The organism is Pedobacter rhizosphaerae (assembly GCF_900111155.1).
Classification (GTDB): domain Bacteria; phylum Bacteroidota; class Bacteroidia; order Sphingobacteriales; family Sphingobacteriaceae; genus Pedobacter; species Pedobacter rhizosphaerae.
This window is the reverse complement of the sequence record NZ_FOGG01000011.1, coordinates 149,722-171,066: the sequence shown is the minus strand read 5'-3', so window position 1 is coordinate 171,066 and position 21,345 is coordinate 149,722. Positions and strand designations below refer to the sequence as shown.

Here is a 21,345-nt window from a genome sequence, read left to right as displayed (position 1 = left end):
TTTCAAGCGCCTAAAGCAAAATTTTCAACTACATAACTTTCTTGGTGATAACCAGAATGCAATTAAGATCCAGATCTGGTGCACACTTATCGCTGACCTGCTCATAAAGTTGGTAAAAGACAAAGCAGATAAAAATAGAAAGTCCAAGTGGTCTTTTTCAAATGTTGCAGGCCTGATTAGACAACACCTAGGCACATATATAGATCTTGTAATATTTCTAACAAATCCTGAAAAAGCTCTGATTGGATACAAAGAATACAGGCCACAATACCAAATGACCTTGTTTAAAACATAGAACAGGGGGGGCTTACTTTTATCTAACAGGAAAAAATATGCCTTGAAAACTCTAGGACGAACTTTCTTAACTAATTCAGAATTTTACCGGACAACACTGAATGTTGAGTTATGAAACTCAACGGTATGTTGTAATCCGTAGAGGCGCTGCGCTTAACTCTACGGACAGGGCAGGTCATTTGGTATTGTGGTCTGTATTCTTTGTATCCAAAAAGAGCTTTTTCAATCCTGTCCGTCGAGTTCCGCAGGAGTTCTACGGATTGTTTAATGGAGGAGAGTCTTGGACTCGGTTTAAGTAATGTTGAGTTATGAAACTCAACGGTATGTTGTAATCCGTAGAGGCGCTGCGCTTAACTCTACGGACAGGGCAGGTCATTGTGTTGAGTTCTGAAACTCAACGGTATGTTGTAATCCGTAGAGGCGCTGCGCTTAACTCTACGGACAGAGCAGGTAGAATGGTATTTCTGAGATAGCAGATCAACTTTGTAACGCGGAATTAAAGAAAGTAACTGTCCAAGGATAGGCTGTCCGGTAAAAAATGTATCTTTGCGCATGGTTTATTTTTAAAGCTTGAGAACTTCAAATCTAGACTATGTAGGGGCTTTGGCCCCTATTTTTTTTCCTTTTTTTCCAGTTTACCGGACAACGCTGATTTCAAACCAATAAGATGGTGTTCCTTTGTAATCAAATTTAGCCAGGCGTTTAAAGCCACTTTTTTCGAGAACGTGAATAGAAGCTTGATTATTCACATCCGCCATTGCATATAATGAAGGCTGGCCGAGTTGACTAAACCCATAATCAATACTGGCCTTCGCAGTTTCTGAAGCATAACCTTTACCCCAAAACTTCTTGATAAAGCGATAGCCCACATCATAATAGTTAACATGATTATAAATGGGTTCGGTAATTAACTTTAAACCTCCCCATCCTATAAATTCGTTTGTTGATTTTTCTATCACCGCCCATCGGCCTATGCCATTTTTCTCATATTGCTTGCGGATGAATTCGATATCATCCTGGCTCTGTTCAATAGATTTTACCGGGTTTCCTCCTAAATATTGATGAACTTCCGGATCTGAATCTAGCGCAAACATACCTGCGGCATCTGTAGGTACCAGCTCTCTTAAAATCAGACGATCGGTTTCGACAAAAATTTTCATAGCATTAAAAAGACAGTCTATGCTGACTTTGCCAAGTTAGTTACTTTCCTCGTATGTAGGCCCATATAATCCTGGAACTTTGTTTCCTGTAGTCCGTAAATAGATAATCATTTCTCCTCTATGATGATACACATGATTCATTAAAAAGCCACGCAGAACCTGGATCCGTGGCATTTCTGGAATATAAGTTTGACCATTACCCACCATAGTCCAGGTTTCAGCTAAACTTTCATCTGTAGCGGATGCTAAACTATTCTTCGCTTTCTCGAAGGCCCTTTCAAATTTTCGCACAATATTTTCCGCCTTGCTCAGATCAACGTTATCGTACTCATATTTACTGATGTCGAAAACATTATCCTGAAAAGTTCCCGTGTACCAATTGTAAATTTCGGCAATGTGCGAAGCAAGTTCAGCGGTGGTCCAGGAGGTAGGAGAGGGCTTAAAGCTTAAGGCACTATCCGGAATGGCTTTTAAAAGTTTGCGGGTATTTTCTGCTTCATGTAGAAATTCGCCCAAAAGAGATTGAACTAGCATGATGTTTCCATTTAAGTTTTAGATCAGTTGCAAGTTTTGCTTCTAATTAAATGCGATTCTGGTACTTATTGTTTTAGAAAACTTTAGTCTGTGTTAAGCCATTTGCGTTTTAAGGGTGTCATTAGATTTTCTCTTTAAAATAACTGCACTGATTAAAGAAACGATTAATCCAATAGGAATAATTTCCATATAAGTAAGCAATACAATCCAAATTGGATTTTTGTACATGTCTTTATACTTATTCATTTCTTCCGCCTTTGAAGCTAGTTCTGTAGCGCTTGCACCACTTTTCCTGGCTTCTAAAAGTGTATGCGCAGTATATTTATCCATAAAATCGGGGATAAATAGGTAGTAATCTATAAGCCAGACGAAAACATACATTGTTGAGGCCACCAGGCAGATTAGAAAGCCAACTTTAAAGGCCTTTCCAAAGGTGATTATCCCCCCATTATATTTATCGCGGTAGTTTTTTACCCCAACAAAGATGAATGAAAAAGCTAAAAGCATGGAGGCATAGCCTAAAACCATACTGCTTTCAAAATTTGGATTACTATAGCATCTGGCCATAGAAATTACCATAATTGCAGTTACAATGATGCCTGCAATTAATCCAAATACGATTACTGTTCTTTTCATGATTTAAATATTTTGATTCAAAATTCTGCTAAATAAATCTTTTCAAGCTCATACTTTCGGGTGATTTTACTTATTGAAAGCATCTTTAGTACTTAAGTATGATCCTATTGCGGGATGAGCTGTAAGCTTTTGGCCAGTTCTACAGCCTGCATCCTCCGTTTAACCGCTAACTTTTCGAAAATATTTGAGGTGTGGGTTTTTATGGTATTTAAAGATACAAATAAACGTTGTGCTATTTCCTGATTGCTCAGGCCTTCCGCTAGTAAGGTTAATACTTCAAGTTCCCTGTTGCTTAAACCTAATCTTTCCACTTCTTTTTTGTTTAGTACGAAAGCATCCTCTTTTTGAATAAAGACAGGCTTTTCAACAACGATTGTGCTGGTTTTGGGTTTAGTCAGTTTAAGGGCGAGCCAGATGCCGAGGGCTGTAAATATAATGGCAATTGCTCCGGCATAGATTTCAAAACTGTGATTGATTACCACATAGCGAAGCTCTAGCCACTTCATTAGAAATAAAAGAAGGGCCAAAATCAGCCCATAAAGTATGCTGTTTTTATTTCTGATGAAGAAGTTTGTTTTATTGGCCATGGTATCCTGAGCAAATCAAAAATATAAAAATTTGAATAGGCGAACAAAATGATTGATAATACAAAAATCCATTTTTGCTTCAATAATATATTTCTAATTTTAGGCCGTTAATTCAAAAGAAAACAATTTACTCAAATAACGCCATACAACCTTATGAAAAATTATCTCTTTGCAGTTTTATTAGCCCTAACCTTTACTTCCTGTAAGCAAGCTGCTTTAGAAAAAATAATAACCCCAAGAAATTTAACTGTTAATGAAGATTTTAATGGTATTCCAAAATCGAAAAGTGAGGTGCTCGCCATTATAGATCCAGATTCGAGTGGAAAAGAGGCTGGAAAACGTGTTGCCATTCAGTTTAGAGATACTACAATCGCCATTGAAAAAGGTAAAAAGCCTAAATTAGATAAGTTTGCTGATGCCAGATTTATCAATAGTCAGAAAACTGCTGTGCTCGTACAAACGACTATCGAACCATTATATTACGTAATTAGTATCGCAAATGGAAAGGTAGAGGTTGTTGATCTTAATCGCGCCTCAGGTAGCAACGGCGAGCGCCAGTTTTTACCAGGTTTGGAAGAGCTAACCAGAACCAGTTTTGTTATCAACAACGATTATTTCATTACAGCTGTGAATGGAAAAGTTTATCCCATTAAAAGACAAAATCCGGACGATCGAATTCCAGGACAATTTGTGGCTTATTCGAGGGATAAGAACACGCTCGTTTTCTTAACGGATAAGGCCCTGTATCAGGTAAGCTATAAAACAGATGAAACCTTTACGCAGCCAATTGCCCGTAAACTGGATAATGTATACAATGAGATTCAACAAAATTACACCTGGTTTACCAACGACCGCGGAACTTCATTTTTGAAGAAAAATGCGGATGATAATCGTATTGTGGATATATCGGAATTTAAGCACTAAATGAGTGGTGTGTTTGAGACTTGGGTAAAAAAAGGTATTTGCCACGGAACCACGGAATACACGGAGAATAGTAAATCAATAGTTAACCGCAACACTTTTACTCATCTTTTGAGCCTTTGTGGTAAAACATATATTTTCTACAGAGATATGGAATAAGCAGCTTGGAAAATCCTAATTATTACTGAGTTACCTAAGCATTCTAAGGTGGTTAATGAATTAGTGCACTCAGGGCTAGTTCTCACACCTCCATTGTTCTGAAAGTTAGATTAATACGTGGCCTTGTTATTTTTTTTGTGGGGGGTAAACGGTGGAGCCAATTGGTTTGCGTTTCATCTTTCATAATCAATAAACTGCCATGTTCTAAAAAGGTAGTAATGGTTTCTTTAGTTTCTTTGTGTTTAAAAAGAAATTTTCTTTCGGCACCAAAGCTCAACGAAGCTATGGCCCCATTTTTTTGAAGTGCTTTTTCATCATCACTGTGGTAGGCCATGCCTTCATCGCCATTATGGTACAGATTTAAAAGGCAGGAATTGAATTTTACGCCTGTTTTATCTTCTGTAAGTTCTTTCAGTTCTAAAAGTGTATCCGTCCAGGGGAGAGCCAGTTTAGAAGCCTTAGAGTAAGTATAAGAATAAGCTTCGTCTCCATACCAGGCTACTTTACGTTTGGTAATGATGTGCTTGCCCATGATGTACGCTTCATCGTTTTTCCATTCAATGGTATCCTTCAGGATTTGATAGTACTGATCTGCTTTATCACCTGTAAAAAGTTTACCATAATAATTTACCGTTCCTCCGTAAGGCAGGAGGTTATGTTGTGTATCTATTTCGAAATTGAATAAATCCATTTTTTGTATTTTTTATTTTGACAATGACCGCATGGTCGGAAACCACTTTGTAAAGCCTCTTCTTCTGTATTAAAGAAAACCCTGTTCTCTCTTTTCATTCGCTTTCCCGATCGGCAATTTAATTGGCCATATATTTTTAACCTGATATTTCCGGCATAACAAATTTCGTTGTTTTTAATTTTTCTTTTTACATCAAAATTTGATAATAAAAGATGTTTAATCATCCTGAGGGTTTGTTTTAGCTGCTTCCCAGGCAATCATGGCTGATTTTCGATTTAAGCCCCAATGATATCCCCCTAAAGCACCAGTGGCCTGTATTACCCGATGGCAAGGAATAAGAAATGCCACTGGATTAGTGCCAATTGCGGTTCCTACGGCACGGGATGCATTATGATTTTGCAGTTGTTGCGCAATAATTCCATATGAGGATAACTGACCCATCGGGATTTTTAAGAGCATTTCCCATACTTTAAGTTGAAAATCAGTGCCCTTTAAGTGGAGCTTGATTTGGTTTAATTTGCTCCAGTCATGATTAAAAATAAACAGTGCATTTTGTTGAGCCAAATCAGTTACTTGACTAAACTTTGCCTTCGGAAACTGAATTTGGAGCTTTTGTAAAGCAATGTTTTCCTCCTCGTAAAAGGCCAGATGGCAAATACCTACAGGGGTAGAAGCTACCAGTATGTTTCCAAAAGGGCTTGCTGCGAAACTATAGTTGATATGAAGGTTTTCTCCACCATTTTTATACTCGCCCGGAGTCATTCCTTCAATATTGACAAAAAGATCGTGCAATCTGCTCGTTCCAGATAAACCGGTTTCGAGTGCAGTAGTAAAGAGTGTAGACTGATCTTGTTTTAACAGTTTTTTAGCATAGCCGATACTTACGTATTGGAGAAATCTTTTAGGACTTGTACCTGCCCATTCACTAAACAATCGCTGAAAATGGAAAGGGCTTAAATTTACATGGGAAGCAATATCTTCTAAACTCGGTTGGCGTTTAAAGTGCTCCTGAATAAATTGTATAGCCTTTGCAATTCTATCAAAGTTGATCTGGTCTTGAGTTTTCATATCCTATTGATTATATCAACAAAGTTAATGGGGAATGGGAAAGGGAGAAACCCGAAACTTGCGCTATTGGTTAACGACGGATGGCTATTTCAAGTAAGACAAAGTCCCATAAAAAATGGCTGAATATCAATATTTTTAAATTTTTGAATTTCCAATAGTGGACAGCAAATATTAAACTGATAAATATAGGGCCAAGTATATTGATTACTGTGCCATAAGTACAATGTAGTAGCCCGAAAAGAATGGAAGATACTACGATAGCTATGTAAGGATTTTTAAAGTACATTTCTAAGCGCGGTTGGATATATCCCCTGAAAAGAACTTCTTCTGTAATGCCTGCAGTAACAGCTGTGAATAATAATAGAGCGTAGTTGTTTTTGAAGATTTTAATCATTCTTTTAATAGCCACACTTTCAGTTTCCAGATGAAATATTTTAACGATGAGCCCTAAAATAGCCGCACTGAAAGCAATTAAAAAGAACATTCCAATAATAGAGAGCGGATAAAACCAAAAATTATAGTCTTTTTCTTTCCAAAGAATAAGCTTTTGCCCCTCTAGTTTTGTTGCATACGCCCAGGTTGCCAATAGTAATAACCAAAATATTAAGCGAGAAATAAAAATTGTTTGGCCACCAACAGGTAGATGCAATAGTTGGAATAATTTTGACATGAAAATAATTGCGCCAAATAATAAGGCAATTACTATGGTAACTCCTATTATTGGAGATTTTGTAGAAATAAATTCTTGCTTGTTCATTGAAGTAGAAAGCCCTTAATTAAAAGTTTTTAGGAGAATAGAAAAGATACAAATAATCCCTGTAATGAAAATAATCAGGTATAAAAATCTGTCAATATCTTTTACTGATCGGTGGTCCTTTAGAATGAGCCTGGCAAATCTCTTTGAAAATAAGGTTAGAATACTGGTGAAGCATACTAAAGCCATAGCCATAAATACACCAAAGCCAAATGTATGAGGGGAGTTGCTCTTCTGATTCCATACCAAATCGGATAGGAAAAGTAAGTTCCATAAAACAACAATTCCAATAACTACAGGTATTTTGATTGGAAAGCCTCCAGATTGTTGCCTGGCCGAAACTTCAGTGCTCTTATCTAAAGATTGATTAGCCGGATCTAAAAAACCAGTCGCTTTAATCTGTGAAATGAGGGTTGATGGATTTTCAAAAGTTAAAAAAATAACCTGTGCATTATAATCCTGAACCCGATGGTTGATTTTTATTGCATTTCCAATCAAGGCCATTGAATTGTTAATCTCTATAGAAATAATGTCTGCAGGAGAAAAGACCAGGTTTCCTATAATAAAGGCATTGATTTCTAATCGGTTCTGACTAACTTTGAGTATGGCAAAGGGCCAGGAAGCCCGTGCAAAACCTATTCTGGCTCCTCCAGTAACCCTTAGTTGATTAATATACATTTGAACGTTAATTAAAATGATAAAATTAACGTTTTTAGTGTTATCAAAGCATGAAAACTCTTTTTAAGATAACCACATGTCTTCTTCTCGCTTAACCAATAGAAACTCTTCGCTGGTTAATATTAAATAACCATATTCATAACAAAATGTATAGGCACTACCATTTTGGCTACTAAAAGTATAAGTATGATAATCGAAATTAAACCCTGCTGCGGCTAGCTTTTTTCTACTGATTTTTACCTTCCCCACTGGATTGAAATGCGCTAAAATAGAGCGGTTTTTTTTAAGGATGGTGTTGATCTTTTTCAGTACAGCGTTATCGTCACTCTTTACTTTATTGTTGTGGTTATTTCGACACGCGTCATTGCAAAATTTCTTATCCGATCTACCCTTTACAAGGTGACCGCAATCTAAACATATACGTTCCATAATTAATATTTTGTTGATACTTCATTATGGGATGATGTGCCTAAAAATAGTAAATAAATTATCGATTCCTATAATTTAATCCTTCCTTTTTCATTTTGGAGAATTTATCCGTGTATAAACGTTTATTACCGACTATTAATAATGTGGTTGATTAGCTTTGATTCAAAGAATACGATTTTTAAGTCTGTGATTATCAGTTCGAAAAATTGATTCAATATAGAATGTAACCAGGATATACTATTATGAGGCTTATCAATTTGTTTTCAGCTTTTTTGTTTTACATTCCTTCTATTTTCGTAGGAGCTTACTGTAAGCCGGATCAATCATTATCAACTAAAAACCCCAATATAATATTCATTTTATTAGATGATGTAGGTTATGGCGATTGTGCTATAAATGGACATCCAGAGTTGAAGACACCCAATATAGATCAATTCGCTAAAAATGGAGTGCAATTTAGCAACTTTCGGGTTAGCCCCTCTTGTTCACCAACCAGGGCAGCATTAATGTCTGGAAAGCATGAGTTTATGAGTGGCGTAACGCATACGCTTGCCCCGCGCAGACTGATGAGTTTAAAAACGACTACGATTGCTCAGTTTCTGAAATCGCAACATTACACTACAGGTTTATTCGGGAAGTGGCATTTGGGAGAACGGGGTAAATACCGGCCGGAGTATAGAGGTTTCGATGTTTCAGTTACTTCTCGGGGTCACAGTCAGGATGAGCATTTCGACCCGATCCTGGAATTCAATGGAAAGGAAAAGTTATGCAAAGGATTTCGGGAAGATATTCTCTTTGATGAAGCTATGAAATTCATAGATACCAATAAGGACCGCCCTTTTTTTTGCTACATTCCTACCTTTTCGGCTCATGAGCCTTGCCAATGCCCGCCAGAGTACCTCAAGAGATATAATGGAAATGCATTTTATGGAATGATTAGCAATATAGATGATAACGTAGGGAGGCTGATGGCTAAACTAAAATCCTCTGGTCTTGATCGCAATACATTGGTTGTTATCATGAATGATAATGGAGGAACAGTTGGAATTGATGCCCATAATGCAGGGATGAGAGGAACGAAATTAACACCATGGCTTGGAGGCAACCGGGCTTTTTCTTTTTGGAGTTTTCCTGGCAAATTTAAATCAGGAACAATAGATGCACTAACGGCACATATTGATTTCTTTCCTACGATTGCGGCAATTTCAGGAACTCAATTGCCAGATAGCCTTACTGCTCAGTTGGAAGGTGTTAATCTCTTACCGCTGCTGGAAGGGCGTAAAAAAAAAATGCGGGATAGAATGATTTTTAGTCATGTTGGACGATGGCCAAATGGTACAGCGTTGCGACATAAATACGCACTTTGTTCTGTAAGTTGGGGTAACTATACATTAGTTCACAGCCAACCTTGTGCTGAACCAACTTGCGGGGATGCCTGTGCCCGGGCCAGGAAAATGATGCGTACCAATAAAGATATATACAGCAAGAATGCTGCTTTTCATGGATTCATTACTCCCGGAGCGAATTGGGCATTATTTGATGTCAGCAAGGATTTGGCGCAGGAACATGATATTGCAAAAAGCAACTCCAAAATAGTGGCTAAAATGGCCAGGGCTTATGATCAATGGTGGGAGAAATCAGTACTACATCTGGAAAATGAACAGGCTATCGGTACCAAAATGGTACTCGATTAACGATGAACGTGTTTTGAAAAGGATCATATAGACCATTAAAGTAATAAAACAATCAGCTTATATCACTCCAAACTTCAAAATCAAATTTCAATGAAAATCAAATTAACCATGTTGATACCACTATTAGGGATTTTCTGTTCCGTGGCCCTAGCTCAACAACCCACAAGTATTGCATTGTCCAAGGGGAAATATAATATCCTGCATATTCATGCAGATGATTTTAAGAGCAACGCAATACATGCATTGGGAAATAAGGATGTAATCTCCCCTAATCTGGATAAGCTGATCACAAATGGATTTCATTTTTCTAATGCTTACACAATGGGATCTATGATTGGAGCAGTTTGTCTTCCTAGCAGAACCATGATGTTAACCGGGCAATCCTGGCAGAGAATTCCTGGCGCTAAGGCTGCAGTGAATAAAACTGCAAATGCCGATCAATGCCTTCCAAAGGTTATGGAGCATGCCGGGTATCAAACCTGGCATTTTGGTAAGGGTGGCAATGAATTTACAGCTGGAATTGAAGCCTTTCAAACGTCGACAGTAGACGAGGGGAGAGGTGACCAAAGGCCTGGGAGTAGCCGCCGTATGGCAGATCAAACCATTAGTTTTATTAAAAGCCGAAATACATCAAAAGCGGCTAAACCATTTTATATTTACCTTGCTCCGCCAGTACCTCATGATCCAAGGATAGCTGAAGCGCAATTCCATAAGCAATATAAGGCCGAGGAAATTAAACTCCCCCCATCCTTTATGCCATTACATCCTTTTGATAATGGCGATATGACGGTTAGAGATGAAACCACAGCACCCTGGCCGAGAACCGAAAGTGATACTAAAAACCAACTCGCAGCATATTACGCTTGCATTACCAATCTGGATAACCAGGTGGGGCGTATTTTTGATGCGCTAAAGGAATCGGGAGAATGGGAGAATACCATTATAATTTTTAGTGGAGATAATGGCTTATCGATGGGAGATCATGGTCTTTTTGGTAAACAAAATTTATACGAATTTGGTGGGATGCATGTGCCATTAGTCTTTTTTGGACCTGGAATTCCGAAAGGTAGCTCCGAATCATTTGTCTATTTAATGGATGTATTTCCCACTATTGCAGGTATTGGAGGAGCTAAATTGCCAGAAAATATCGAAGGTAAGCCGCTTATGTCAGTTATAACCGGAAAGTCTGAAAAGCTTAGAGAGGTTTTATATACCGGGTATAAAAATTGTATGCGTTCAATCCGAATGGGAAACTGGAAATTGATCAGATATCCTTTAATTAATTATACCCAGCTGTTTGATCTTGCAAATGATCCAAATGAGCTTAATGATTTATCTGGCCAGTTAAGTGAAAAGGGAATAATAAAAGGGATGATGAAAAGATTGTCGAAAGAAATGAAAACCTATGCAGACGATACTCCGCTAACCGTCAATAAAGATTGGCATCCAACGAATAAATAATTTAAGTAAATAATTTTAATACATTAAACCCAACGGTTCTAAAAATAATATAGATTTATCCGTGTATAAACGTTTAAAAACCGACTAGTAGATTCGATAATTTGCAATTTCATTTTCGTCGGTAGTGTGGTGCTACTGTTCGTTAACCATCAGAAACATTAAATTTTAAGATTATGGAAAGTGCAATTAACAAAGTAGTATTAAGCGGATTTGCAGGAGCAGATGTAGAATTGAAAAACTTATCAGGGAATCAAAAACTAGCTAAAGTAAGTTTAGCAGTACATGAGTATTACAAAACGGCGGCGGGTGAAGAAGCAAACAAAACCCAGTGGTTTAACCTTGTTTTTTGGAATGCAAAGGCCGAATTGGCAGCAGAGCAGATCAAAAAGGGTACTAAATTCAGCATCGAGGGGAAATTATTAACTGGGAGCTATGAAGCTAAAGACGGTACCAAACGCTATACAACAGATATTGTTGTAAGAGAAATTGTACTTCTGGAAACCGAAGTGAAAAATTAATCACTTCAAATTAAGCCATCCTAAAGGAAATAAGATTTTCTTATTCCACTTAGGATGGCTTTTTACATTGTTCCCTTTATAATTTGGCCGTAATTCCAGCATAAAAATTTCTTCCGGCAGCGGGGTTAAAGTAACGCCCATTCGCAGCATTTAAGTCGTTACCCAAACTATATTTTTGATCGAATAGGTTATTCACCCCAATAAATACACCAAGTTTAGCTGTTTTAACCCTTATCTTTCTTGTTCCTGCTTTGAGTTCAACTAAATGATATTGGTTTGCGAAAACAGTGTTTGCATCGTTTAAAGGGATGGTAGAAGTGTAGTTATGTTGAGCAAAAAGGAAAAGTTCATGAGAAAATTGGAACTCCAAACTGTTTAGCCAAACCTTTTCAGGAACTCCTGTTAATTTATTTCCCGAATAATTGCTATTCCCATTAATGAAGTCGTTAAATCTAAAATGACTATATGTAAAATTACTCCTCCATTGTAAACCTTTAAGCCATGAGGTGTTATTTTGTAGTATCCATATTGCAGCTTCTAATTCTATACCAGTTTGTTTAGTGCCTCCGGCATTGATGAAATATTCGGTATCATTTTGATTTAAGCGTCTAACGATTGCATCTTCAAGGTTATAGCTAAATAGATTACCGTTTAGGTAAAGCCTGTTATTCGTTGAATGATAACGAAGTCCCAACTCATAATTCCAGCCATATTCTGCCTGTAGGTTATTATTGATATTATTATCGGAAGATCGGACTTCTGCAATGGTTGGTGCAGAATATCCTTTCCCTACCGATGCTCTAAGGGATAATTCAGAGCTCAACAGGTAGGAGGCGGCCAGTTTAGGCATAAATTGGGCCTTGAAGTTTCTTTTCTGAGCAGCAATGCTAATCGGAAAGAAGCTTTCATATTGATAATTGAAAAAATTTACACTCGAAGACAATTCTATAAGGAGCTTTTGATTAAGATCTAAGTTCAATTTTAGAAAGGCAAAATTTTGATTTGCTTTTAGCTCATCTGAGGCTTGCATGGCCCCAGCTTCTCCGGCATTGTTATCGAAATTTCTGATCTCACTATTGGTAGATGCGCTTTCTAAACCCAATTGAACATCAAGTTTACTATTATTTATGGGCTGTGTGTAAGCTAAAAATGTTCTCAATCCGAAAGTCGTTTCATACCGCTTTTCGTAATTGGTTATAAATGGATTTTTAAAATCAGTATAAGTAGAGAAAAGAGAGATAACGTGTTTAAAATGAGAATTGAGTTGATAGGTGTTAGATAATCCTGCAAAAATAGTTTTATTGTATATAGCTGCCTTTTGGGTAATAGCCCCCGGTAAAGTTGCCGTTTGTGGTCTGGCTAGTTTGGGATCTTGTTCCAATTGACTTGCGGTTAATCCTCCGGGTGTTTGATAGTTGAGATCACTATAAAAAATAAATGCTTTCAATTTTCCTTTCGCGCTATAATCCAATTTATGAAAGGTTTGAAAATAATTCCTTTTTAAAGCACTGTTCTGCCTGTACCCATCGCTTGTGATGGTTCCCTCATTAAAACTAAAACTATAATTTTTGAAACGATGTCTAATTTCTGCAGATTGATGAAATAGGCCATATGATCCGGCAGTGACAGCGGCACTAATGGAGTTTTGATCCAAATTGGGCCGGTTAATGAGTAAGGCTCCGCCAGTACTTGCTCCAAAAATACTAGCCTCTGGCCCTTTATATACCTCCATAGATCCTATGGCTGAAATATCCATGGCATTAAGGTAAGTGTTACCCCCTGCGTCTGTAAGTGGAAAATCATCGATGTAGATTTTAATATTTCTGATGCCAAAAGGTGAACGCAATAAACTTCCCCGAAGTGATAAACGATAACTTCCCGGAGAACGCTCTTCCATTCTAACTCCAGGTATGGTGTTTAGCGTATTCACCAATGAACTATTTTGCTGATTTTGTATTAGATTAGTATCAATTAGATTTACCGCTGATACTGATCTTAAAAGTGGCTGCGGACTGTAATATCCTTTGATTACAATCTCCTTTAATTTCAGCGTAGAATCTTTTTTGATATCCTGGCTTTTTGCAACAGCTATAATTAATATGAGGGGAAGGCAAAATAATATGCGTTTCAATATGATGTGTTGATTAATTTGAGCGTAATTTACTCAAACTATGCTTTATTCAATCATACTAGGCCAATCAAATGGTTAATTGGCCTAGTAATATATTTAGTACCTATTTTGCCGCGACTCTCCAAATTATACCACTTACATCATCGGCCACGAGTAAGGCCCCGTCAGGAGTAAGCGTTACCCCAACAGGCCGGCCATAAACTTCGGCCTTATCTGCATTGGCAATAAAACCGGTAAGGAAATCCTCTGGTTTTCCGGTAGGTTTGCCATCTTTAAACGGAACAAAAGCTACTTTGTAGCCAGAAAGTTCGGAACGGTTCCATGATCCATGTTGGCCAATAAATGCCCCACCCTGGTACTTTTGCGGAAATTTTGTTGCTTTATAAAAAGCAAGGCCTAGCGATGCTGTGTGTGAGCCTACTGGAACATCGGGAACTATTGCTTTTTTTACCAGCTCTGGATTTTGGCCTTTTAACCTCGGATCTTCATTCTGCCCAAAATAAGAGTATGGCCAGCCATAAAAAGCGCCCTCTTTAACGCTGGTAATGTAGTCTGGCACCAGGTTATCGCCTAACCCGTCTCTTTCATTTACAGCAGTCCAAAGCATGTTTGTTACCGGTGCCCAATCTACTCCAACTGGGTTTCTTAAGCCACTGGCGTATATTTTTTCTCCTGTGCCATCAGGGTTGATCTCTAAAATGTTTGCTCTTCTTACTTCATGTTCCATCCCATTTTCGCCAACATTGCTTCCAGAACCTACGGTAATGTAAATTTTGCTCTTATCTGCATTGGTAATCAAATTTCGGGTCCAATGGTTATTGTATCCTCCAGCCGGTAGCCTCAGTATTTTTTTACCTGCCCCGGTTATTTTGGTATCACCATTTTTATAAGGATACTGCCATAAACCATCGGTATTGGCCACATAGAAACTATTTCCAATGATTGTCATTCCGTAAGGTTGATTTAAACCTGTTAAAAAAGTATAGGTTTGATCTGGTTTACCATCCTTATTGATGTCGCGATATAAAAGAATAGTATTGGCACTTTTGCCTGGAACTTCTGATTTAGCCTTCCCCGTTACGGCATTCGCTACTTTTTCTACAGCAGTTCTTTCCGAATTGGTGAGCACAACCAATACATCGCCGTTGGGGGTAATGAACATATTTCTTGGACTTTTAATTCCTGAGGCAAAACGGGTTACGGTAAATCCTTCAGGAGCTTTAGGACTCAAGTCAGCGGGCCAACCAATTACTTTGCTAAATTTATTTTTAGACGCTTTTTCATCTGGAGCTGGTAATTTTACCTCTTGATTAGCGGTTTGCACTGTATCGGTTTGTTCAGTTTGCTGGCTACTGGAGTTGCTGTTGCAAGCCAATAATGACACCGAAAATCCAAAGATCACTGGTAGATAAGTTATTTTCATCATGCTGTTTAAGTGAATGTTTTTCCATAAGATAACATCAAAAAACACGCATGGTTTGGTTATATCTTAAAACCAATTGTTCTAGCCTAATGGTTTTACAGGTTACCTAAGAAATGACAAATTTAATGGGCTTTTTAACAGTGATTCCCGAAAGTTGAAAAAAAACATTTTTTATCAGTAAGCGTTTAAGAAACAAGCGAGGAATCTTTTTGTATGTACATTGCCTTTATCGAATAAGTACAAATAGGAGAGAGATGATTTTGAGCATTTAGATTTTTAGAAATGATACTTAGGGCTTGATTTGATAAACAAGTTTACAGAATCTACCAGTTTTATTTTGCGAGGATATTGTTCGGCAATTAGTTTGGCTTATTTCTTTAGAAGCTCAGGGTTTACCTCACCAGATTTTCAATGAGCTTTTGCTCAATTTGTTTAGCATCTAATAACAACGCGGCAAAGTGGGAATCGGATTTTAGCAATAAAAATTTACCATTGGGTAGGATAATGGCAGAAGTGCCGCATCTGGTCTTTGTTTTAAATAGGAGTTGTTTCAATATTCCGGGATCAGTTTCGATCTCCAGTCCCTTAGATCTAACGGGACTGAAATTATTCCCCACTTCGCGATATTGGTATATAGCTACATGAGGCCGTTTATCTGCTTTTTCCTGAATGCCTTTTTGGTAAGCCCAGCGGGTGTTATTGATAAATTCAGGATTTTGTCCATTTAAATCAGACCAGCAATCATCATTGTTAAAATCATACTTGATTAAAATAGTGTCTTTTAGCTTAACCGTGGAATTAGTTTTCAGAAAGCTGCGTATCGAATCCAATGTACCGGCCCCCAATGTTCCGGCTTCATAAGGATTATCGGTATACAATCTTGGAGAGCAGGCCGCGAGTATTGCCACGCAAAATATAGCGAGAACTGAAAATTTAAATAATGGCTTCATTCGGTTAGTATGCTTTGTACCGATTATTGTACCTGAGCAAGTGTGCAATTAGTACAATAATCTGATATATAAAGCTAAAACTAAATTTTTAAGAGATGAAGAGATTTAGCTAAAAAAGTAATTTATAACAGGAAAATCACAATTAGCCCTAAATAGCTATCCATTTAAAATTTTGGATTTTTCGGCATCAAACTCAATTTGAGAAAGTATTCCAGCATCAAGTAATTCTTTAAGGTCTAATAAAGCTTTTTTCTTGCTACTTAGGTCATTTGGAGAGGCTTCTGTAATGTCTGGGTTTTTAGCTAAACCAGATGCCGTTGTACCTGGTTGGCCAAACTGAAGTAAATAGGTAGTTATCTCATTGAATCCCTTGATATTTGCGTAGTCAATAGCTTTCTGTTCTTTAACATTAGTGATCTCCGTGTCTGATCCATTTTCTAGAAGATACTTAACAATATCTTTTTTACCATTAGCCGTAGCATAATGCAAGGCAGTGTTGCCACTTTCATCCTGAAGATTTACATTAGCCCCCCGTTCTAAAAGTAATTTAACCAGGCTTAAATTTCCATTTTTAGCAGCTACATGAAGTAAGCTTTCTCCTCCGTAGCCATCAGCAGAATTAAATGAAAAATTGCTTGAAACAGCAAGATTGTTAGCCGTTTCCACCCAATCGAGATAGCCATACATGGCCGCTTCGTTCTCTGTGAATGGTTTTGCGAAATTTGGATCTACTCCATTTTCAATAAATAAATCTACTATTTCTTTTTGGTTGTGGCCCGCAGCGTACCATATTGGCGATTTGCCATCCTTCGCTGCTACAAAAATATCTGCACCACGTTCTACCAAAGTTTTAATTAACATTCTATTTCCATCGTAGCAAGCAATCAGCAAGGCCGATTCTCCCTGGTGGTTTACCTGGTTTATATTTGCTCCTGCATCTAACAAAATATTGGTAATAGCAATATCCTTAGCTTTGGCAGCAATGAGTATTGGCGAATCTCCCAGTTTATTGGTTGTATTCACATCAGCACCATTGTCTATTAGTTTTTTAACAACTTCCTTATTTCTGAATCCAGAGGCAAGCAGTAGAGGCGTTTCCGCTTGATTATTCTCTGTATTAACGTCCATACCATGGGCAATGAGCTTTTCCAGAACTTCTATCTGGCCGGTTTTAGCCGTCAGATGTAATAAACTATTCCCCTCAAAATCCTTTATGTTGATGTTTGCTCCCTTTTCTAATAAGTAGATTGCAGTTTGTTTCTGCTTTTGTAAGCAGGCAAAATAAAAGGGAGTTTCTCCAGCATGGTCTTCATAATCTAAATCGGCCCCCTCATCTATCAACAACTGAACAAGGTCTAAATATCCCCTGTGAGCTGCATAATGTAGAGCTGTTCTACCTTTTTCGTCCGTATATTTTACATCTACTTCTTTGTTTTTAAGTAGAATTTCAGCAATTTTTCGTTTTCCACCTTCACAGGCGATAATAAATGACATTGACATATACCTTTGGAATTAAGCAAGTTTCATTAATAATTCTACTGTCTTGGCTTTTAAGTTATCATCAGAAGCAAGCATCAGCGGAGTTTGGTCATTATCATTAGTAATTGACGGGTCTGCACCTTGATCTAGCAATAATTTAACTTTACGATAAGTTTCTTTGGCCTTATCCTGTTCATAATTCACATTGTATGCGCATACCAAATGAAGTAAGGTATTACCCTGATCATCCTGACGATTGATATCGATAGCCCCTGTTTCTAAAACTCCCGCTAATGCGTCGGCAGATTTTTCGGCAATCATACTTAGTGGACTAACTGATTTACTGTAATAGGAAGAGGGCTGATAAGGATCGGCACCATCTTCAATTAGTTTTTTTAAGAAAATAATATCCCGTTCAGAGTTCCCATTCAACATTCTGGTATATTCGAACAAAATGCTAACCCCTGCCTTATTAAGCTGATTAAAGTCTGCTGAGGCAAATTCGGCAAGCTGATCGTAAATACTATTATCTCTCAGGGTCACTATCGCATAATAAAAGGCAGAATTCCCATCTTTATCGATTAGATTTGGATCGGCACCCAGTTCTAATAAATGCTTTAAATAGGCTTTTTTGTTAAACTCAATCGCATAAATCAAAGGTGTTTTATTTACAATATCCTGCTCATTGATGTCTACGCCCTGTTCTACGAGGATATCCACATAGCCCAAAACAAGTTGTGTTAGCTGCTCATCATTAAGATTGAATTTCCTTAAGTACAGTTTTACCACCCGATGAATATAATTCTGCTCTGCATTGTTTTTAAAATGTGGATCACAACCAGCTTCAATCAGTGCATTTATAACATCAAGGCTTGATCCTTGCTCTAAGAAATATCCCAGGAGCGTTTGTCCATTAACCTCATCGTTTAAGTTATCGAACTCAACCATTATTGACTTCAGAAATGAGATCGACTCATCATCTTCAGGTAGATATCTCACGATACTTTGGAAAATACTTTTATCAAAATTATCGAGCTCGTAAATATCTGTCTCAACTGTTTTGTCTTTAATCAGGTATTCGATAATCTCAAATTGTTTCTTTTGGAGTAGTTTATCCAGAAGTTGTGATTTTTGATGGTCTTGAATTTCTTTAGGTAACTTTTCTCCATTATCAAGCAAGAGTTTTGCTTCCTGGAAGTTTTCGGTTTTGAGATGTTGTTCTAAGATAGATGTATTCATGCTAATTTGATTTTGCTAAAAACGAAAAATGTACGGCAATTACTTTGTTTTACAATTATGTTAAAAGCTTAAACGTAAAAGTGGTGTAGAAGTTTTGTCAAGATGTAAATTATGGTTTCGAATGAAGTCCAAAATCGTCAATATATCGGTACATCAGGTTGATAATTAATGCCAGAATGTTGCCTTAATTCATCTGTTTATTTTATCTTTAGGCGATTTTAAAAAATGGCGTTATAAAGTTAATACACCATTACGTTTCACATCAAAAAGAAAAATCAGTATAACATGTCAAACACATCAAAAATTATCTACACCAAAACCGATGAGGCGCCAATGTTGGCTACTTACTCCCTTTTACCTATAGTACAAGCTTTTACTGCTTCAGCAGGAATTGATGTAGAAACCAGAGATATTTCTTTAGCAGGAAGAATTTTAGCTAATTTTCCTGAGTATTTAAAAGACGACCAAAAAATTGGAGATGCTTTAACAGAGCTGGGCAATTTAGCTACAACTCCAGAAGCTAACATCATAAAATTACCAAACATTTCCGCATCTATACCTCAATTAAAGGGTACAATTGCAGAATTACAATCTCAGGGATTTGCTATTCCGAACTATCCTGAAGATGCACAAAGCGACGAGGAAAAATCAATCAAAGCAAAATATGCGAAAGTTTTAGGATCGGCCGTAAATCCGGTTTTACGTGAAGGAAACTCTGATCGTAGAGCACCTAAAGCTGTAAAGAATTATGCAAAACAAAATCCACATGCTATGGGGAAATGGTCTGCTGATTCCAAAACTAAAGTGGTAAGCATGACTGAAGGTGACTTCTACGGTTCTGAAAAATCAGTAACTGTTGCAGAAGCTTCACAGTTCAAAATTGAATTTGTTGCTGCTGATGGCACGGTAACCGAATTAAAAGGATTAGCACCATTAAAAGCAGGTGAAGTAATTGATAGCTCTGCATTAAGCTTGTCCAAACTAAAAACATTTGTTACTCAGGCAATCGCAGAAACTAAAGCCGCTGGCGTATTGTTATCTGCACATTTGAAAGCAACCATGATGAAGGTGTCTGATCCAATCATTTTTGGTGCTATCGTTGAAGTGTACTTTGCTGATCTTTTTGCAAAATATGCAGATCTTTTTAAAGAACTAAATGTTGATACACGCAATGGCTTAGGAGATGTTTATGCTAAAATTGCTGGAAATGCAAAAGAAGCTGAGGTTAAGGCAGCTATTGATGCGGCTATTGCCAACGGACCGGCCTTAGCAATGGTTAACTCTGATAAAGGAATTACTAACCTGCATGTTCCTTCTGATGTGATTGTAGATGCTTCAATGCCAGCTATGATCCGTACTTCAGGTCAAATGTGGGATAAACATGGTAAACCACAAGATACTATTGCTTTAATACCAGATCGCAATTACGCAGGTGTTTACACGGCTACTATTGATGATTGTAAAGCAAACGGTGCTTTTGATCCAACTACAATGGGCTCAGTTCCTAACGTGGGTTTAATGGCTCAAAAAGCAGAAGAATATGGTTCTCACGATAAAACTTTCCAGGCTACAGCTAACGGAATTATCCGTGTTACTGATGCTGCCGGAAATGTTTTCTTTGATCAAAATGTTGAAAAGGGAGATATCTTCCGCATGTGTCAAACTAAGGATGCTCCAATTCAGGATTGGGTTAAGTTAGCAGTAAACAGAGCCCGTTTATCTGATACCCCTGCTGTTTTCTGGTTAGATGAAAACAGAGCACACGATAGAGAAATCATTGCTAAAGTAAATCAGTATCTTAAAGATTATGATACTGCTGGATTGGATATTCGCATTCTTGCGCCAATTGAGGCTACTAAGTTTACTTTAGAGCGTATACGTAAAGGTTTAGACACTATTTCTGTAACTGGAAACGTATTGCGTGATTATTTAACAGATTTGTTCCCAATCTTAGAATTAGGTACCTCTGCTAAAATGCTTTCTATTGTTCCATTGATGAATGGTGGTGGCTTATTTGAAACTGGAGCTGGTGGTTCTGCACCAAAACACATTGAACAATTTATTGAAGAAGGATATTTACGTTGGGATTCATTAGGTGAGTTCCTGGCTCTTCAAGCTTCTTTAGAACATTTGGCTCAAACACAAAACAATCAGAAAGCTCAGGTTTTAGCTGATGCGTTGGATGAAGCAAATGCTAAATTCCTGGCAACAGATAAATCTCCTGGTAGAAAATTAGGAACTATTGATAACCGTGGTTCTCATTTCTATTTGGCTTTATATTGGGCTGAGGCATTAGCTGCACAAACAAAAGATGCTGATTTGCAAGCTAGATTTGCACCTTTAGCAAAAACATTGGCAGAAAATGAAAGTAAGATCACAGGCGAATTGATCGCTGCGCAAGGTAAACCACAAGAAATTGGCGGTTATTACAACCCTAATGATGAGTTAGCGAGTAAAGCTATGCGTCCAAGTGAAACATTGAATACTTCTTTGGCTAGTTTATAGGTATAGAAGCATATTAAAAAAAGCGTTTTAGAAA

General features: G+C 37.5%; 21 protein-coding genes and 1 pseudogene. 6 read left to right on the top strand and 16 right to left on the bottom strand.

Features of this window, described 5'->3' with window-relative positions; genetic code table 11:
- Positions 1-295, top strand: a pseudogene (locus BMX11_RS24515) (IS4 family transposase); the annotation flags it as partial.
- A gap of 355 nt (positions 296-650) precedes the next feature.
- Here BMX11_RS24515 and BMX11_RS24125 read toward each other — a convergent pair.
- From BMX11_RS24125 to BMX11_RS24755, 5 genes are all read right to left on the bottom strand, one after another.
- Positions 651-848 (bottom strand): hypothetical protein, encoded by a 198-nt coding sequence (locus BMX11_RS24125; protein ID WP_139180171.1) that lies wholly within the window; start codon positions 846-848, stop codon positions 651-653.
- Between the two features lie 81 nt (positions 849-929).
- The gene (locus BMX11_RS11375; RefSeq protein WP_090884283.1) at positions 930-1,454 is read right to left on the bottom strand and encodes a GNAT family N-acetyltransferase; all 525 of its coding nucleotides are present in this window, start codon (positions 1,452-1,454) and stop codon (positions 930-932) included.
- A gap of 36 nt (positions 1,455-1,490) precedes the next feature.
- Entirely contained in the window at positions 1,491-1,988 is a 498-nt protein-coding gene (locus BMX11_RS11370; RefSeq protein ID WP_090884281.1) for a DinB family protein, read from the bottom strand.
- 93 nt (positions 1,989-2,081) lie between these two features.
- Entirely contained in the window at positions 2,082-2,624 is a 543-nt protein-coding gene (locus BMX11_RS11365) for a DUF4199 domain-containing protein (RefSeq protein WP_090884279.1), read from the bottom strand.
- 104 nt (positions 2,625-2,728) lie between these two features.
- Positions 2,729-3,211 (bottom strand): response regulator transcription factor, encoded by a 483-nt coding sequence (locus BMX11_RS24755; RefSeq protein ID WP_090884277.1) that lies wholly within the window; start codon positions 3,209-3,211, stop codon positions 2,729-2,731.
- A gap of 153 nt (positions 3,212-3,364) precedes the next feature.
- Between BMX11_RS24755 and BMX11_RS11355 the strand changes: the two genes are divergently transcribed.
- On the top strand, positions 3,365-4,135 hold the full coding sequence (locus tag BMX11_RS11355; protein WP_090884274.1) for a hypothetical protein: 771 nt from the start codon (positions 3,365-3,367) through the stop codon (positions 4,133-4,135).
- 238 nt (positions 4,136-4,373) lie between these two features.
- Here BMX11_RS11355 and BMX11_RS11350 read toward each other — a convergent pair whose 3' ends face one another.
- The 6 genes from BMX11_RS11350 to BMX11_RS11325 all read right to left on the bottom strand — a co-directional run bounded on the left by BMX11_RS11350 (position 4,374) and on the right by BMX11_RS11325 (position 7,911).
- Entirely contained in the window at positions 4,374-4,982 is a 609-nt protein-coding gene (locus BMX11_RS11350; protein ID WP_090884272.1) for an alpha-ketoglutarate-dependent dioxygenase AlkB family protein, read from the bottom strand.
- Complete coding sequence (locus tag BMX11_RS11345; protein WP_090884269.1) at positions 4,958-5,206, bottom strand: Ada metal-binding domain-containing protein; 249 nt, start codon at positions 5,204-5,206, stop codon at positions 4,958-4,960. The genes BMX11_RS11350 and BMX11_RS11345 overlap by 25 nt, the downstream gene beginning before the upstream one ends.
- A complete protein-coding gene (locus BMX11_RS11340; RefSeq protein ID WP_090884267.1) occupies positions 5,199-6,050 on the bottom strand; it encodes a methylated-DNA--[protein]-cysteine S-methyltransferase in 852 nt (283 codons plus the stop codon). The genes BMX11_RS11345 and BMX11_RS11340 overlap by 8 nt, the downstream gene beginning before the upstream one ends.
- 70 nt (positions 6,051-6,120) lie before the next feature.
- Positions 6,121-6,807, bottom strand: a complete 687-nt coding sequence (locus tag BMX11_RS11335; RefSeq protein WP_090884265.1) for a CPBP family intramembrane glutamic endopeptidase — start codon at positions 6,805-6,807, stop codon at positions 6,121-6,123.
- 15 nt (positions 6,808-6,822) lie between these two features.
- Complete coding sequence (locus tag BMX11_RS11330) at positions 6,823-7,482, bottom strand: hypothetical protein (protein ID WP_245738639.1); 660 nt, start codon at positions 7,480-7,482, stop codon at positions 6,823-6,825.
- Positions 7,483-7,545: 63 nt separating this feature from the next.
- Positions 7,546-7,911 (bottom strand): hypothetical protein, encoded by a 366-nt coding sequence (locus tag BMX11_RS11325; protein WP_090884264.1) that lies wholly within the window; start codon positions 7,909-7,911, stop codon positions 7,546-7,548.
- A 242-nt stretch (positions 7,912-8,153) separates the two neighbouring features.
- On the opposite strand from BMX11_RS11325, the gene BMX11_RS11320 reads away from it, so the two are divergent.
- The 3 genes from BMX11_RS11320 (at position 8,154) to BMX11_RS11310 (ending at position 11,584) form a co-directional block, all read left to right on the top strand.
- Positions 8,154-9,605: an arylsulfatase gene (locus BMX11_RS11320; protein ID WP_090884262.1), complete on the top strand. Its 1,452-nt coding sequence runs from the start codon at positions 8,154-8,156 to the stop codon at positions 9,603-9,605.
- 90 nt (positions 9,606-9,695) lie between these two features.
- Complete coding sequence (locus BMX11_RS11315; protein ID WP_090884260.1) at positions 9,696-11,066, top strand: sulfatase family protein; 1,371 nt, start codon at positions 9,696-9,698, stop codon at positions 11,064-11,066.
- A gap of 173 nt (positions 11,067-11,239) precedes the next feature.
- Positions 11,240-11,584, top strand: a complete 345-nt coding sequence (locus BMX11_RS11310; protein WP_090884258.1) for a single-stranded DNA-binding protein — start codon at positions 11,240-11,242, stop codon at positions 11,582-11,584.
- A gap of 76 nt (positions 11,585-11,660) precedes the next feature.
- Here the strand turns inward: BMX11_RS11310 and BMX11_RS11305 are convergent, their stop codons facing one another.
- From BMX11_RS11305 to BMX11_RS11285, 5 genes are all read right to left on the bottom strand, one after another.
- Positions 11,661-13,715: a TonB-dependent receptor gene (locus BMX11_RS11305; RefSeq protein WP_245738638.1), complete on the bottom strand. Its 2,055-nt coding sequence runs from the start codon at positions 13,713-13,715 to the stop codon at positions 11,661-11,663.
- 103 nt (positions 13,716-13,818) lie between these two features.
- Positions 13,819-15,141: a PQQ-dependent sugar dehydrogenase gene (locus BMX11_RS11300; protein ID WP_245738637.1), complete on the bottom strand. Its 1,323-nt coding sequence runs from the start codon at positions 15,139-15,141 to the stop codon at positions 13,819-13,821.
- Between the two features lie 389 nt (positions 15,142-15,530).
- A complete protein-coding gene (locus BMX11_RS11295) occupies positions 15,531-16,088 on the bottom strand; it encodes a hypothetical protein (protein ID WP_139180170.1) in 558 nt (185 codons plus the stop codon).
- 156 nt (positions 16,089-16,244) lie between these two features.
- Positions 16,245-17,582 (bottom strand): ankyrin repeat domain-containing protein, encoded by a 1,338-nt coding sequence (locus BMX11_RS11290; protein ID WP_245738636.1) that lies wholly within the window; start codon positions 17,580-17,582, stop codon positions 16,245-16,247.
- Between the two features lie 18 nt (positions 17,583-17,600).
- A complete protein-coding gene (locus BMX11_RS11285; protein ID WP_090884252.1) occupies positions 17,601-18,806 on the bottom strand; it encodes an ankyrin repeat domain-containing protein in 1,206 nt (401 codons plus the stop codon).
- Positions 18,807-19,091: 285 nt separating this feature from the next.
- Here BMX11_RS11285 and BMX11_RS11280 point away from each other — a divergent pair, with 285 nt between their 5' ends.
- On the top strand, positions 19,092-21,311 hold the full coding sequence (locus BMX11_RS11280) for an NADP-dependent isocitrate dehydrogenase (RefSeq protein WP_090884250.1): 2,220 nt from the start codon (positions 19,092-19,094) through the stop codon (positions 21,309-21,311).
- Positions 21,312-21,345 lie beyond the last annotated feature (34 nt).